Consider the following 15523-nt stretch of genomic DNA (forward strand, 5'->3'; position numbering starts at 1 on the left):
GTCGGCGGCTGTCGATATCGTGACGGTATGCCGCGCGTCGTCTACAACACCGCCACCACTCTGAACGGCTATATCGCCGACGAGGAGAACTCGCTGTCCTGGCTGTTCGTCGTCCCGAGCGCAGATCAGGCGGAATCCGCCTTCTCGACGTTCCTTGCGGGAGTGGGCGCACTGGTGATGGGATCGACGACGTACGAGTGGCTGCTCGATCACGAGAACCTCATCGATCACCCCGAGAAGTGGTTCTACCCCGACATCGTGAGCTTCGTGCTCTCCTCGCGGTCACTGCCGCAGATAGCCGGTGCCGACATCCGTTTGCGCAGAGGCGATGTCGGTGCCCTCTGGGCGGAAGTGAGTCAGGCTGCCGGTTCCGCCGACATCTGGATCGTCGGCGGAGGCGATCTCGTCGGCCAGTTCGCGGATGCGGGCCATCTCGACGAGATCCGCGTCTCCGTCGCACCGGTCACGCTGGCCTCCGGCAAGCCGCTGCTCCCCCGCCGCATCGAGTCGGATCGAATGACCCTCGAAGCCGTCGCCCAGACGGGTCAGTTCGCCGAACTGGTGTACTCCGTGCGCGGCGGGTCAGTCGGCTGACTGCTCGATGACTGTCCAGTCGAGATGCTTCGACTCTCGGTCATCGCCCGACGAGGCGCCGGTGAGCCTGCGGTGCACCCACGGACCGAGGTGCTCGCGGTAGTAGGTCGATCTGCCCATGCGGGCCGCCTCCGGAAGAGGGGGCAGCGACCACCATCCCGCCGGCGGCTCCATGCCCAGCGCGGTCAGCACCCGCGCGGCGACGCGGTGGTGCCCGCGCGAATTCATGTGCAGACGATCCTCCGACCAATAGGACGTCGAGGACAGCTCGCGGTCGGGCCAGTTGAAGGCGCGGATGATGTCCGGGCGATCCGCGATCCGCTCGCGGACCGCGGAGGTGAGGGTGTCGCCGCGCCGCTGGATCATCCGGCTGAGCGGCAGCTGTGCGGAGGGGTTTGCACCAGAGAGCAGGATCAGTCGCACATTCTCCTCGTCGCACCGCTCGATGATCCGGGAGAACGCCGCCTCGACGCGTGGGATCGACGTCCGCAGGCGGATCATGTCATTGCCGCCGCCGTTGAAGGACAGGTGCGTCGGCTTCAGCGCGAGTGCGGGCTCGAGTTGCTCGTCGACGATCGGCCACGCGAGCTTGCCGCGGATCGCGAGATTCGCGTACTCGACCGGTTCGGCCATCGAATCCGCCCATCCCTGGGCGACCAAATCGGCCCACCCTCGAACGCGTCCGTCGGGAAGCTCGTCGCCGACGCCTTCGGTGAATGAGTCGCCGATTGCGACGTAGCGGACGGTTGACACTCCCCCACCCTACGGCTCTCAGCGGTCCTCGAGAGCGCACCCGCGGCAGTCCGGAATGCTCCGGGCCGCCGCGGACAATGAGGCGGCGCACGGCGGGGCATCCGTCATGAGGACAGCATGTCACGCACCAGAGGCTGGACGCGCGTGCCGAAGAGCTCTATCGAGCGCATCATCTTCGCGTGCGAGAGTGTGCCGGTCGAGAACTTCATGTCGAACCGCGTGCCTCCGAGTCTCTGGACGGTATCGGTGATCTTACGCGCGACGGTCTCGGGCGACCCCACATAGAGGGAGCCCTCCGGGCCGACGTCGTGCTGGAAGCGTCCGCGACTGTACGCAGGCCAGCCGCGCTCCTTGCCGATCGTGTTGTTCATCGATTCGAAGCCCTCGTAGGCCTCTTCCCACGCCAGCTGGTCGGTCTCGGCAATGTGGCCCGGTGAATGGATGCCGACCGGCAGCCGATCGCGACCGAACGAGTCCAGCGAGCGGTGATAGAGATCGACGAACGGGCGGAAACGCGCGGCTGGGCCGCCGATGATCGCGAGCATGAGCCCGTAGCCGTAACGAGCCGCGCGCACCACCGACTCGGGCGTCCCGCCGACGCCGACCCAGGCGGTGAGGCCATGCCCGGTCTTCGGGAACACGTTCGCGTCCGTCAGCGGTGCGCGCAGAGCTCCCCGCCAGGTCACCGGCTTCTCGATGAGCAGCTGCGAGAACAGGTCGAGCTTCTCCTCGAAGAGGGCCTCGTAATCGCGCAGGTCGTAGCCGAACAGCGGGAACGACTCAATGAAGGACCCTCGCCCGAGGATGACCTCAGCGCGACCGTTCGACACCGCGTCGAGCGTCGCGAACCGCTCGTAGACGCGCACCGGGTCATCCGAGGACAGCACCGTCACCGCGGTGCCCAGGTGGATGTTCTTCGTTCGGGCGGCCGCGGCGGCCAGCACGATCTCGGGGCTCGAGATCGCGAACTCGGGGCGGTGGTGCTCCCCCACTCCGAAGAACGCCACCCCGACCTCATCGGCCAGAACAGCCTGGTCGACGACGTTGCGGATCGTCTCCGCGTCGCTGATCAGCTCGCCTGACGCATCGCGGGTGACGTCCCCGAATGTGTCGAGCCCGAGATCGAGGTCTTGGGGGCTGAGCGTTGTCATCGCGAGAGCGCCGAGCGCAGAGTGTCCAGGCCGACGCCGCCCAAATCGAGGGCCCGCTTGTGGAAGGTCTTGATGTCGAAGGCATCGCCCTCGGCAGCCTTCGTGTCGTCGCGGATCTGCTCCCAGATGCGTTGGCCGACCTTGTAGGAGGGTGCCTGCCCCGGCCACCCGAGGTACCGGTTGACCTCGAACTGTACGAACTCATCCGACATGTTCACGTTGCGACGCATGAACGCCAGTGCGTAGTCGGCGTCCCACGTCCCCTCGCCGTCGAGACGCGGCTTCTCCAGATGCACACCGATGTCGAGCACCACACGGGCGGCGCGCATGCGCTGACCGTCCAGCATCCCGAGGCGGTCGGCGGGGTCTTCGAGGTAACCGAGCTGCTCCATCAGGCGCTCCGCATACAGGGCCCAGCCCTCGGCATGACCGGAGGTTCCGGCCAAGAGGCGGCGCCAGGAGTTCAGCTGCGCCCGGTTGTACACGGCCTGCGCGATCTGCAGGTGGTGGCCCGGAACGCCCTCGTGGTAGACGGTCGTGAGCTCGCGCCACGTATCGAAGTCCTCGACGCCCTCGGGAACCGACCACCACATGCGGCCCGGACGGGAGAAGTCGTCGGTGGGGCCGGTGTAGTAGATCCCGCCTTCCTTCGTGGGCGCGATCATGCACTGCAGCCGACGGATCGGCTCCGGGATGTCGAAGTGGGTCCTGCCCAGTTCGGCGATCGCGCGGTCGCTGGTCTGCTGCATCCACTTCTGCAGCGCGTCGGTGCCGTGCAGTTTGTGCGAGGGATCTTCTTCGAGGAACGCGATCGCCTCTTCGACGCTCGCACCGGCCTTGATCTGGTCGGCGATCGATTCCTGCTCCGCGACCATGCGAGCCAGTTCCTCCACTCCCCAGTCGTAGGTCTCGTCCAGGTCGATCGTGGCACCGAGGAACCGGCGCGACTGCAGCGCGTAGAGTTCGCGCCCCACGGCGTCCTTCTCGCCCGCGACCGGCGCGAGCTCTGCGCCCAGGAACTGCGATAGCGCGTCGTACGACACGCGCGCCGCGTCGGCGTTGTCGGCCAGCTCGCGGGCGAGGGATGCCGGCAGCTGACCACTTTCCGTCGCGGCGTCCCCGGCGAAGGTCGCGAAGAATCCCTGGTCGGCGGTGTACCGCGCGATCTGGGTCACGACTTCGAGCACCTGGCGCCGAGCGGGGACCATGCCCTGCGCGATTCCTTCTCGCAGGGTGGTGATGTATCCCTCCAGTGCGCCGGGAATCGCACCGAGACGAGTGGAGATCACGGCCCAGTCCTCTGCGGTGTCGGTGGGCATGAGGTCGAGCACCGAGCGGATGTCCTGAACCGGCGAGGCGATAACGTTCAGGTCCCGCAGATGCCACTGCGCATCGTGCAGGTCGATCTCGAGGCGGATCTCGCGGCTGAGGTCCTCTGCGGTGACCTCGTCGATGACGTCGACCGGCGTGGCCGCCTCGAGCGCACTCAGAGTCGAGCGGCCCGCGGCTATGAGACGGTCGATCCCCTCGGGTGTGTAGTCGCCGTAGCGGTCGTTGTACTCGGAGCGGCCGATATAGGTCGCCAGAGTGGGAAGCTGTTCGGCCAGGGTGTCGACCCATGCGTCAGCGATCGTGTCGATCGGCGTGGGTGTGCGTGCTGCATCTGTCATACATCGAGCCTAGGGAAGCACTCGGATGCGGCCAACACCATCAGTGTGCGGCTTCGTTCCAATCCTGGCCGCGTCCGATCTGCACATCGAGCGGCACCGCGAGGTCGGCTGCGTCGCCCATGCGCTGCCGGACGATGCGCTCCGCGGCATCCCACTCCCCCGGCGCGATCTCGATGACGAGCTCGTCGTGGATCTGCATCAGGACGCGCGATCGCAGCTGCATTGCGCTGAAGTCGTCGTGGATGTGGAAGAGCGCGATCTTCATGATGTCTGCGGCACTGCCCTGGATCGGGGCGTTGAGCGCCGCGCGTTCGGCGTTCTCGCGCAGCACCCGGTTGGGGCTGGAGAGATCGGGGAACGGTCGGCGGCGGCCGAAGATGGTCTCGGTGTAGCCGTCGATCTTGGCCTGCTCGACCGAGGAGCGCAGGTAGTCGCGCACGGCGCCGAACCGGTGGAAGTACTCCGTCATGAGCTGCTTCGCCTCGGTCTGCTCGATGCGCAGCTGCTTGGACAGGCCGAATGCCGAGAGGCCGTAGACGAGACCGTACGACATCGCCTTCACCTTCGTGCGCATCGCGGAGGTCACATTCTGCGGCTCCACACCGAACACCCGCGCGCCGACGAAGCGGTGCAGGTCCTCCCCCGAGTTGAAGGCCTCGATGAGGCCGGGATCCTCGGAGAGGTGCGCCATGATGCGCATCTCGATCTGCGAGTAGTCCGCGGTCAGCAGTGTTTCGTAGCCCTCGCCGACCTCGAACGCGGCGCGGATGCGGCGGCTCTCCTCGGTGCGCACCGGGATGTTCTGCAGGTTCGGGTCGGTGCTGGACAGGCGTCCGGTCTGACTGCCGGTCTGCACGTACGTGGTGCGGATGCGCCCGTCGCCGCCGAGCGCCCTGTCGGAGATGGCACTGTCGAGCGATTCGATGATCTGCCGCAGCTTTGCGGCCTCGCGGTGCTGCAGCAGAAGATCGAGGAACGGGTGCGGGTTGGAGTCCTGCAGATCGGCAAGGACGGCGGCATCCGTCGAGTACCCCGTCTTCGTCTTACGGGTCTTCGGCAGCTGCAGCTCTTCGAAGAGCACCTCCTGCAGCTGCTTGGGTGAGCCGAGGTTCACTTCGCGGCCGATCGCAGTGTAGGCCTTCTGTGCGATCGCTTCGGCGCGCCGGCCGAGTTCCTCCGAGAACTCCGAAAGCTTCGCGTGCGAGACCGAGACCCCGGCGAGCTCCATGTCGGCAAGCGTCAGGAGCGTCGGCATCTCGATGTCGGCCAGAACTCTCGCCACGCTCTCGGGGAGCTCGCCGCGGAGCGCCTCGGTGACGCGGAGCGTGAACCATGACAGCTGCCCGGGGGTGGCTCCCTCGGTCTCCGGGACGAGCTGCGTCGGGTCGGACTCGGGCAGCTTCTCGTCGAGATATCGGTCGACGAGGTCGGCGAGGGTCTTGTCGGGGAAGCTCGGTCGCAGCAGCCATCCGGTCACGATCGTGTCGAGCGCGAGTCCGCCGAGGGTCACCCCGGCGCGCCTCAGCGCCTTGACCTGCAGTTTCGCGTCACTGAACACCTTCGGTGCGTCGGAGGAGAGCCAGGGGCCGATGGATGCCGCGACATCAGGACTCCAGTCCGCTTCCACAGCGGCATCCTTCGTGGCGGCATCCCGTGTCGCGAACCCCAACCGGCGGGGAAGGCCGCCTTCGATCGTGATTGTGACGCCGACCTCACCGACAGCGGCCGCAAGCCACGTCGCCAGTTCGTCAGCCGGAGGCTCGCAGGGCACCGGCGCGAGCACTGCCGCGGCGGCCGAGATCGACGCCATCTGCTGTTCGATGCCCGCGAGTTCGGCCACGCGCGGGATCAGGGTCTTGAACTCCAGGCGCGCGAAGATGTCGCGCACCCGCTGCGCGTCCATCGGCTGCACTTCGAGCTCCGCGATCGTGACGGGAAGCTCTACGTCGCGGAGGAGGCGGTTCAAGGTACGGTTGCGGCGCACGTCATCCAGATGCTCCCGGAGGTTGCTGCCGACCACGCCGGTGACCTTGTCGGCGTTCTCGAGCAGCGCATCCAGCGATCCGAACTGGCCGAGCCACTTCACCGCCGTCTTCTCGCCGACCTTCGGTACGCCCGGCAGGTTGTCGCTCGTCTCGCCCACGAGAGCGGCGATGTCGGGGTACTGCTCCGGGCGCACTCCGTACCGCTCGATCACTGCAGCGGTGTCGTAACGCTTCAGCTGCGAGACGCCCTGCACGTTGGGGTACAGCAGGGTGATGTCGTCGTTCACGAGCTGAATCGTGTCGCGGTCGCCCGAGCAGACCAGCACGTCGAAGCCCTGCTCGGCGCCCTGCGTCGCGAGGGTGGCGAGGATGTCGTCGGCTTCGACGTCCTCCTTTTGCAGCACGGGGATGCTCATCGCGGCGAGGCAGTCCTGCAGGAGCGGGATCTGTCCCTTGAACTCGCTCGGGGATTCGGATCGATTGGCCTTGTACTCGGTGTACGCGCGGGTGCGGAAGGACTGCCGCGACGTGTCGAACGCGACCGCCAGGTGCGTCGGCTTCTCGGCCTTGATCAGGTTGATCAGCATGGACAGGAACCCGTATATCCCGTTCGTGTGCTGCCCATCCTTCGTCGAGAAGTTGTCGACCGGGAGGGCGAAGAACGCTCGGTACGCGAGCGAGTGGCCGTCCACGACCAGGAGGGTGGGCTTTGCGGAGTCCGTCACCATGCAAGCTTAGTAAGGGCGTCGGTCGCCGGTTCCGACGATCAGGGTCGGCGATTGTCCGCGATCCGCATCACGAACATGATCAGGGCGCTGGATTGTGTGGCGGCCCACGGGCGCGCACCGAAATCTTCTGCCGCGACCCGAGCCGCGGCATCCGCCGGCTCAGAAGGGTGCGCTCAGGCCTTCTTCGGGGCGAGCTGCTCGATGATCGCCTTTGCGACGTCCTGCATCGTGAGGCGGCGGTCCATCGACGCCTTCTGGATCCATCGGAATGCCTCGGGCTCGCTCAGACCCATCTTCTCGTTGAGCAGGCCCTTGGCCCGGTCCACGAGCTTGCGCGTCTCGAAGCGCTCGACCATGTCGGAGACCTCGGCCTCGAGTGTGATGATCTGCTCGTAGCGGGCCAGGGCGATCTCGATGGCCGGAAGCAGGTCGTTCGGGGTGAACGGCTTGACCACATATGCCAGGGCGCCGGCCTCGCTCGCACGTTCGACGAGCTCCTTCTGACTGAATGCGGTCAGCAACACGACGGGCGCGATGTGGTTCTTGCTGAGCTTCTCGGCGGCGGAGATGCCATCGAGCTGCGGCATCTTCACGTCCATGATGACCAGGTCGGGCCGCAGCTCGGTCGCCAGCTGCACGGCCGTCTCACCGTCACCGGCCTCACCGACCACGTCGAAGCCGTTGTCCCGGAGGATCTCGACGATGTCGAGACGGATCAACGACTCATCCTCCGCCACGACGACTCGTCGGGGCGTGGATGCCGGGGACCCAGTCGCCTGCTCTTGCTCAGTCACATGTGAATCCTACGGTATGGTCGTTCGCGGAAGCCCCCGGGCCGGTGTGGCGGAATGGCAGACGCGGAGCACTCAAAATGCTTTGCCCGAAAGGGCGTGTGGGTTCGAGTCCCACCACCGGTACGAAATCGAGGTCTGCGCGGGCTCGCGGGCCCCGGCGCCGGGCTCGCCTCGCCCGGGCGCAACTGCCGGATACGTGCGAGTCGGCTATTCGCGCGTCTGGTAGATCGGGGCCTTGCCGTGCACCGCGTCGCCGATCTTATGGATGCGGATGTCATTGGTGGAGCCGACGATTCCGGGAGGGGAACCCGAGATCACCACGACCTTGTCGCCGACCTTCGCGAGGTCGTTCGACAGGAAGAAGTCGTCGACCTGGATGAACATGCGGTCGGTGTGCACGACGTGCTCGACGAGTGCCGACTGCACACCCCAGGTCAGGGCCATGCGGCGGCGAATCGCCGGCTCGGTCGCGAAGCCGATCATGGGGATCTTCGGCCGCAAGCGCGACATGCGCCGCGCCGTGTCGCCCGACTCGGTGAAGATGCAGAGGAATTTCGCCTCGACGAATTCCGCGACCTCCATTGCGGCCAGCGTGATCGCGCCGCCCTGCGTGCGGGGCTTGGTCGTCAGCGGCGCGATGCGCTCGAGGCCGTGGTCCTCGGTGGAGGCGATGATGCGTGCCATGGTCTCGACGACCACGACGGGGTACTTGCCGACGCTGGTCTCACCGGAGAGCATGACCGCGTCCGCGCCGTCCAGCACGGCGTTGGCGACGTCGCTCGTCTCGGCGCGGGTGGGCACCGGGCTCTCGATCATCGACTCGAGCATCTGCGTGGCAACGATGACCGGCTTGGCCATGCGGCGGCACAGCTCCACCGCGCGCTTCTGCACGATGGGCACGGCTTCGAGGGGCAGTTCCACGCCGAGGTCGCCCCGGGCGACCATGATGCCGTCGAACGCGTCGATGATCTGCTCGAGGTTCTCGACGGCCTGAGGCTTCTCGATCTTGGCGATGACCGGGATGTGACGGCCTTCCTCGGCCATGATCACGTGTACCCGCTGGACGTCCTTCTCGCTGCGCACGAAGGACAGCGCGATCAGGTCGGCGCCGATCCGCAGGCCCCAGCGCAGGTCGGCTTCGTCCTTCTCCGACAGCGCGGGTACGTTGACCGCGACCCCGGGCAGGTTGATGCCCTTGTTGTCGGAGACGGCGCCGGCGACGATGACCTTGGTCGTGACGACCGGACCCTCGACCTCGATGACCTCGACGCGCACCTTGCCGTCGTCGATGAGCAGGAAGTCCCCCGCGTGCACATCCTCGGGCAGTCCCTTGAAGGTCGTCGAGACGATCTCCTTCGTGCCGGCGATCTCTTCGGTCGTGATCTTGAAGATGTCGCCGACAGCGAGGTCGTGGGGTCCGTCGGCGAACTTGCCGAGCCGGATCTTCGGACCCTGCAGGTCGACCAGGACCGCGACGGGGCGGCCCGCGTCGTCGGCGGCTTTGCGCACATTGGCGAAGTTCGCCTGGTGGACGTCGCGGTCGCCGTGGCTGAGGTTCATCCGGGCGACGTCGACGCCCGCTTCGATGATCGCGCGCACCTGCGCGTAGGTAGAGGTGGCAGGTCCCAGGGTGGCGACGATCTTGGCACGTCTCATCATTGTGCTCCGCGAGGTCGGGGGTGGCGAAGAGCCGCGGCCAGCCTACGCAGGCTGCAAGCCGATCGCGACATCGGTGGGGCGCACCGGCGCGGGCAGCGACGTCTCGCCCATGAGGTACTCGTCGACGTGCGCGGCTGCCGCGCGACCTTCTGCGATCGCCCACACGATGAGCGACTGGCCGCGGCCCGCGTCACCGGCGACGAACACGCCGGCGGCGGTGGACTGGAAGTTCTCTCCGCGTTCCACGTTGCCGCGCGAAGTGAACTGAGTCCCCAGCTGCTCTTCGAGAAGCGTGCGCTCGGGACCTGTGAAACCCATCGCGATGAGCACGAGGTCGGCAGGGATCTCACGCTCCGTGCCGCTCTTGGGAACGCGGCGGCCGTCGACGAACTCGGTCTCGGCCACGCGGAGCGCACGCACCTCGCCCGCTTCGTTGCCGAGGAACTCGACCGTCGAGGTGAGGTAGGAGCGCTCGCCGCCCTCTTCGTGCGCGGATGAGACTTCGAACACCAGCGGAGCCATGGGCCACGGCTGATGCTCCGGACGCGTGCCCGGAGGCTGCCTGCCGATCGCGAGGTTGGTCACGCTCAACGCGCGTTGGCGGTGTGCGGTGCCGATGCAGTCGGCGCCGGTGTCGCCGCCGCCGATCACGACCACGTGCTTGCCCTCCGCCGTGATCTGGCTCGGCACCGAGTCGCCCGCGACTGCTTTGTTCGATTCGACGAGGTACTCCATGGCGAAGTGGACGCCGGCCAGGTCCCGGCCCGGGATGGGAAGCTCCCGGGGCAGGGTCGCGCCGGTCGCCACCACGACGGCGTCGTACCTGGCACGCAGGTCACTCCACGAGATGTCCTTGCCGATCGCGACGCCCGCGCGGAAGCGGGTGCCCTCGTCCTGCATCTGGCGCAGCCGGTATTCGAGGTGGCGCTTCTCCATCTTGAAGTCCGGGATGCCGTAGCGCAGCAGTCCGCCGATGCGGTCGTCCCTCTCGAAGACCGCGACGGTGTGCCCTGCCCGCGTCAGCTGCTGCGCGGCGGCGAGGCCCGCAGGCCCGGAGCCGACGACAGCGACCGTCTTGCCGGTGAGCCGGCCGGGCGGCTCGGGCTCGACCCAGCCGCTGGCGAACGCCTCGTCGATGATCGACACTTCGATCTGCTTGATGGTGACGGCGGGCTGGTTGATCCCCAGGACGCATGAGCTCTCGCACGGCGCCGGGCACAGACGTCCGGTGAACTCCGGAAAGTTGTTCGTCGAGTGCAGGCGCTCGATCGCGGAGCGACCGTCGCCGCGCCAGGTGAGGTCGTTCCACTCAGGGATCAGGTTGCCGAGCGGGCAGCCCTGATGGCAGAACGGGATGCCGCAGTCCATGCAGCGACCGGCCTGACGCCGCAGCACAGCCGAGTCGCCCGGCTCGTAGACCTCTTTCCAGTCCATGATGCGCACGGGAACGGGACGGCGGGCGGGCAGCTCGCGATGCGTCACCTTCAAGAAGCCCTTGGGGTCAGCCACCGGTCACCTCCAGGATGCGGGTCCAGACGACGTCGCCGTCGGGATCGAGTCCCTCCTCCACGGCCTCTAGACGGGTCAGCAGCACCGCTGCATAGTCACGCGGCATCACGCGTACGAAGTTCTCCAGCTCGACGTCGAAATCCTCCAGCAGGGACGCCGCGAGCGTCGAGTCGGTTTCGGCGAGGTGCTGAGCGAGCAGGTCGCGCAGCATCTCAGCGTCGCCCGAGCCGAGCGGGCCCAGTTCGATTTCTCCGGTGGCCAGCGCCTCGCGATTGACGAGCTTGTGATCGAGTCGGTAGACGTAGGCGGTTCCGCCCGACATGCCGGCGCCGAGGTTGCGGCCGGTCGCGCCGAGAATGACCGCCAGACCGCCGGTCATGTACTCGAGCGCGTGGTCGCCCACACCTTCCACCACTGCCGTCGCGCCGGAATTGCGCACCAGGAAGCGCTCCCCCACCACACCGCGCAGGAACATCGTGCCCTGCGTGGCGCCGTAGCCGATGACGTTGCCGGCGATCACGTTCTGCGCCGCATCGAAGGTCGCCGCGCGTGGAGGGCGGATCACGATCTGGCCGCCGGAGAGCCCCTTGCCGACGTAGTCGTTCGAGTCGCCCTCCAGGCGGAGGGTGATCCCGGCCGGCATGAACGCGCCGAAGGACTGACCGGCCGATCCGGTGAGGTTGACCACGATCGAGCCGGACGTCATCCCGTTCTGGCCGTGCACGACGGTGACGTGATGGCCGAGCATCGTGCCGACGGCTCGCTCCGTGTTGCGGATGGGCAGATCGAAGGTGATCGTGCCGCTGTGGGCGATCACGTCGCGCGCCGCCTCGATGAGTGGCACGTCGAAGTGCTCCTCGAGCTCGTGCTTCTGCGGGCGCGTGTTCCGTCGCGCCTGATCCTCGCCGAACGCCGGGCCGCTGAGGATGGGCGCCAGATCGAGGCCACTGGTCTTCCAGTGCTCGACCGCGCCGTTGATGTCGAGGAATTCGTGACGGCCGATCGCCTCGTCGAGAGAGCGGAAGCCGAGTTCGGCGAGGTACTCACGCACCTCTTCGGCGATGAACTCCATGAAGTTGATGACGAACTCGGGCTTGCCGGTGAAGCGCTGGCGCAGCACCGGGTTCTGCGTCGCGACGCCCACCGGGCACGTGTCGAGGTGGCAGACCCGCATCATGACGCAGCCCGAGACCACGAGCGGCGCGGTCGCGAAACCGAACTCCTCGGCGCCCAGGAGCGCGCCGATGATGACGTCGCGCCCGGTCTTGAGCTGACCGTCGACCTGCACCACCACCCGGTCCCGCATGCCGTTGAGCATGAGGGTCTGCTGGGTCTCGGCGAGACCCAGCTCCCAGGGGGTGCCCGCATGCTTCAGCGAGTTGAGCGGGCTCGCGCCCGTGCCGCCGTCGTGTCCGGAAACCAGGATGACATCGGCCAGAGCCTTCGCCGTGCCCGCCGCGACCGCACCGATGCCGGACTGGCTCACCAGCTTGACGTGCACGCGCGCGTTCGGGTTGGCGCGCTTGAGGTCGAAGATCAGCTGTTTGAGGTCTTCGATCGAGTAGATGTCGTGGTGCGGCGGCGGTGAGATCAGCCCGACGCCCGCCGTGGCGTGACGCGTGCGCGCCACCCAGGGGTAGACCTTGGTGGGCGGCAGCTGGCCGCCCTCCCCCGGCTTGGCACCTTGTGCGAGTTTGATCTGGATGTCGTCGGACTTCGTGAGATACAGGCTCGTGACGCCGAATCGCCCGGAGGCCACCTGCTTGATTGCGCTGCGCCGCTCGGGGTCCAGCAGCCGGTCGACGTCCTCGCCGCCCTCGCCTGTGTTCGACTTTCCGCCGATGCGGTTCATCGCGATCGCGAGCGTCTCGTGCGCCTCCCTGGAGATGGAGCCGTAGCTCATCGCTCCGGTCGAGAAGCGCTTCACGATCGACGACACCGATTCGACCTCGTCGATCGGCACGGGTTTGCGCAGGCCGGTGCGCAGAGTGAACAGGCCGCGCAGCGTCTTCAGCTCGGAGGCCTGGTCGTCGACGAGCTTGGTGTACTCGCGGAAGATGTCGTAACGGCGGGTGCGCGTGGCGTGCTGCAGACGGAACACCGTGTCGGGGTTGAACAGGTGCGGCGAGCCGTCGCGGCGCCACTGATACTCCCCGCCGGTCCACAGCCGCTCGTGAGCGCGGACGGCGGCATCCTCGGGGTAGGCGTAGGCGTGCCGGGAGGCGTTCTCGGCGGCGATCACATCGAGCGACACACCACCGAGCTTGGTCTCGGTGCCGGTGAAATACGAGTCGACGAAGTCCTGCGCCAGGCCGATCGCCTCGAACACCTGCGCACCCGCATAGGACGAAACGGTCGAGATGCCCATCTTCGACATGATCTTCAACACGCCCTTGCCGAGCGCGTAGATGAGGTTCTTGACGGCCTTCTCCGGGGTGATCCCTGTGATGTAGCCGGCCCGGACGAGGTACTCGACCGTTTCCATCGCGAGGTAGGGGTTGACCGCCGAGGCGCCGTAACCGATCAGGGTCGCGACATGATGCACCTCGCGCACGTCGCCCGCCTCCACCACGAGTCCGCACTTCATGCGGGTCTCCTTGCGGATGAGGTGGTGATGCACGGCCGCGACCATGAGCAGCGAAGGGATGGGTGCGAGGTCCTTGTTCGAGTCGCGGTCGCTCAGGACGATGAACTCTGCGCCGTCCTCGATGGCCTCGTCGACCTCTGCGCACATCTGCGCGATGCGCTTGTGCATCCCCTTGTGACCGGCCTCGACGCGGTACAGCCCGCGGATCGTGACCGACGAGCGGCCGGGAAGCGCAGTGTCGATGTGCTGGATCTTGGCCAGCTCGTCGTTGTCGATCACGGGGAAATCGAGTGTGACCGTCCGCACGTGGTCCGCGCCCCAGCTGAGCAGGTTGCGCTCGGGGCCGAGGCCCAGGGCGAGCGAGGTCACCACTTCTTCGCGGATCGAGTCGAGCGGCGGGTTGGTGACCTGCGCGAACTGCTGAGTGAAGTAGTCGAACAGCAGACGCGGACGTTCGCTGAGCACGGCGACGGGCGTGTCGGAGCCCATCGCGCCGAGCGGCTCGGCGCCGTTCTGGCCCATGGGCGTAAGGAGGATGCGCACCTCCTCCTCGGTGTAGCCGAACGTGCGCTGGCGGCGGGTGATCGAGGCGATCGGGTGCACGATGTGCTCGCGCTCGGGCAGATCGGCCAGGTGCACGCGGCCCGCGTCGAGCCAATCCTGCCAGGGCTCCAACTCTGCCAGCTGCGCTTTGATCTCGTCTTCTTCGACGATCCGCCGTTGGGCGGTGTCGACGAGGAACATGCGGCCGGGCCGCAGGCGGCCGCGGCGCTTGATGCGCTCAGGGGCGAAGTCCAGCACGCCGGTCTCGCTGCCGATCACGATGAGGCCGTCGGTCGTCTCGGTCCACCGGCCGGGGCGCAGCCCGTTGCGGTCAAGGGTCGCACCCACGAGCGTGCCATCGGTGAAGATGAGCGCCGCCGGCCCGTCCCACGGCTCCATCTGCATGGAGTGGTAGTCGTAGAACGCGCGCAGCTTCGGATCGATGTCCGTCTGCTTCTCGTACGCCTCGGGCACCATCATCATGATCGCGTGCGGCAGGCTGCGGCCGGTGAGGGTCAGCAGCTCGAGCACCTCGTCGAAGGATGCCGAGTCACTGGCGCCGTCGGTGCAGATCGGCAGCAGCGGACGGATGTCGCCGAGCAGCTCGGATTCCAGCTGCGACTGGCGCGCCCGCATCCAGTTGCGGTTTCCGTTGACGGTGTTGATCTCGCCATTGTGCGCGAGCATGCGCAGCGGCTGCGCGAGCGGCCACGACGGGAACGTGTTGGTGGAGTAGCGCGAGTGCACGACGGCGAGTTCGGAGGCGAAGCGCTCGTCCTGCAGGTCGGGGTAGAACGGCTCGAGCTGCAGCGTCGTGACCATGCCCTTGTAACCCAGGGTGCGGGACGAGAGGGAGACGATGTAAGCGCCGAGCTCGGTGCGTGCCCTCTTGCGAAGCCGGAAGACGCGGCGGTCCAGATCGATGCCCGACAATGCGGGAGCATCGCCGACGGCGGGGCACGATACGAAGAGCTGCTCGAACACGGGGCGGGCGTCGTAGGCGAGCTTGCCGAGGTTCTCGTCCGCCGTGGGCACGTCACGCCAACCGAGCAGCACGAGGTTCTCGCTCTCGGCGATCTGCTCGATGCCGGCCTTCTCAGCCGCGCGCCTCTCGTCGTCGCGCGGCAGGAAGATCATCCCGGCGGCGTACTGCCCGACCGGTGGAAGCTCGAAGTCCACGACCGCGCGCAGGAAGGCATCCGGCATCTGCGTCAGGATGCCCGCACCGTCGCCGGTGCCCGCATCCGAGCCGATCGCGCCGCGATGCTCGAGGTTGCGAAGCGCCGTCAAGGCGAGGTCGATGATGTCGTGCCCCGCCTCGCCGCGCAGGGTCGCGACCATCGCCAGCCCGCACGCGTCCTTCTCGAAGGCAGGGTTGTACATGCCCTGCTGCGGGGGGAAAGCGCCGAAGGCGTGGTCTGCGGCACGGTGATCGTGCCCTTCAAGACCAAGGCTCGAAGCCATAGCTACCGTCCTCACATCGATGCTCAAGAGTGGGACGACGTCGGCCCTGAACTGCGGAAGCTGAAGTTCCACCGTTCGGTGGATGC

9 protein-coding genes and 1 tRNA gene are annotated in these 15523 nt (G+C 67.2%); 2 read left to right on the forward strand and 8 right to left on the reverse strand.

Annotation, left to right across the window (positions count from 1 at the left end; genetic code table 11):
• A partial coding sequence (locus QZV84_RS06060; RefSeq protein WP_363331889.1) for a dihydrofolate reductase family protein occupies positions 1-594 on the forward strand: 594 nt, incomplete at its 5' end.
• On the opposite strand, the gene QZV84_RS06065 is transcribed toward QZV84_RS06060, so the two are convergent.
• The 5 genes from QZV84_RS06065 to QZV84_RS06085 all read right to left on the reverse strand — a co-directional run bounded on the left by QZV84_RS06065 (position 583) and on the right by QZV84_RS06085 (position 7675).
• The gene (locus QZV84_RS06065; RefSeq protein WP_292826856.1) at positions 583-1347 is read right to left on the reverse strand and encodes an SGNH/GDSL hydrolase family protein; all 765 of its coding nucleotides are present in this window, start codon (positions 1345-1347) and stop codon (positions 583-585) included. The genes QZV84_RS06060 and QZV84_RS06065 overlap by 12 nt on opposite strands.
• Before the next feature lie 104 nt (positions 1348-1451).
• The gene (locus tag QZV84_RS06070; RefSeq protein ID WP_292826859.1) at positions 1452-2498 is read right to left on the reverse strand and encodes an LLM class flavin-dependent oxidoreductase; all 1047 of its coding nucleotides are present in this window, start codon (positions 2496-2498) and stop codon (positions 1452-1454) included.
• Positions 2495-4168 (reverse strand): DUF885 domain-containing protein, encoded by a 1674-nt coding sequence (locus QZV84_RS06075; protein WP_292826862.1) that lies wholly within the window; start codon positions 4166-4168, stop codon positions 2495-2497. The genes QZV84_RS06070 and QZV84_RS06075 overlap by 4 nt, the downstream gene beginning before the upstream one ends.
• A gap of 40 nt (positions 4169-4208) precedes the next feature.
• The gene (polA, locus tag QZV84_RS06080; protein ID WP_292826865.1) at positions 4209-6878 is read right to left on the reverse strand and encodes a DNA polymerase I; all 2670 of its coding nucleotides are present in this window, start codon (positions 6876-6878) and stop codon (positions 4209-4211) included.
• Between the two features lie 176 nt (positions 6879-7054).
• Positions 7055-7675 (reverse strand): response regulator, encoded by a 621-nt coding sequence (locus QZV84_RS06085; RefSeq protein ID WP_292826868.1) that lies wholly within the window; start codon positions 7673-7675, stop codon positions 7055-7057.
• Positions 7676-7715: 40 nt separating this feature from the next.
• Here QZV84_RS06085 and QZV84_RS06090 point away from each other — a divergent pair.
• Positions 7716-7798, forward strand: a tRNA-Leu gene (locus tag QZV84_RS06090).
• A gap of 84 nt (positions 7799-7882) precedes the next feature.
• Here the strand turns inward: QZV84_RS06090 and pyk are convergent.
• From pyk to gltB, 3 genes are read right to left on the reverse strand one after another with little or no spacing between them, the layout of a single operon-like run.
• Positions 7883-9331: a pyruvate kinase gene (gene pyk / locus QZV84_RS06095; RefSeq protein ID WP_292826871.1), complete on the reverse strand. Its 1449-nt coding sequence runs from the start codon at positions 9329-9331 to the stop codon at positions 7883-7885.
• A 45-nt stretch (positions 9332-9376) separates the two neighbouring features.
• Positions 9377-10843: a glutamate synthase subunit beta gene (locus QZV84_RS06100; RefSeq protein ID WP_292826874.1), complete on the reverse strand. Its 1467-nt coding sequence runs from the start codon at positions 10841-10843 to the stop codon at positions 9377-9379.
• The gene (gltB, locus tag QZV84_RS06105; protein WP_292827114.1) at positions 10836-15356 is read right to left on the reverse strand and encodes a glutamate synthase large subunit; all 4521 of its coding nucleotides are present in this window, start codon (positions 15354-15356) and stop codon (positions 10836-10838) included. The genes QZV84_RS06100 and gltB overlap by 8 nt, the downstream gene beginning before the upstream one ends.
• Between the last annotated feature and the right edge of the window lie 167 nt (positions 15357-15523).

Origin of the sequence: Microbacterium sp., from assembly GCF_011620715.1 — a bacterium.
GTDB lineage: Bacteria > Actinomycetota > Actinomycetes > Actinomycetales > Microbacteriaceae > Microbacterium.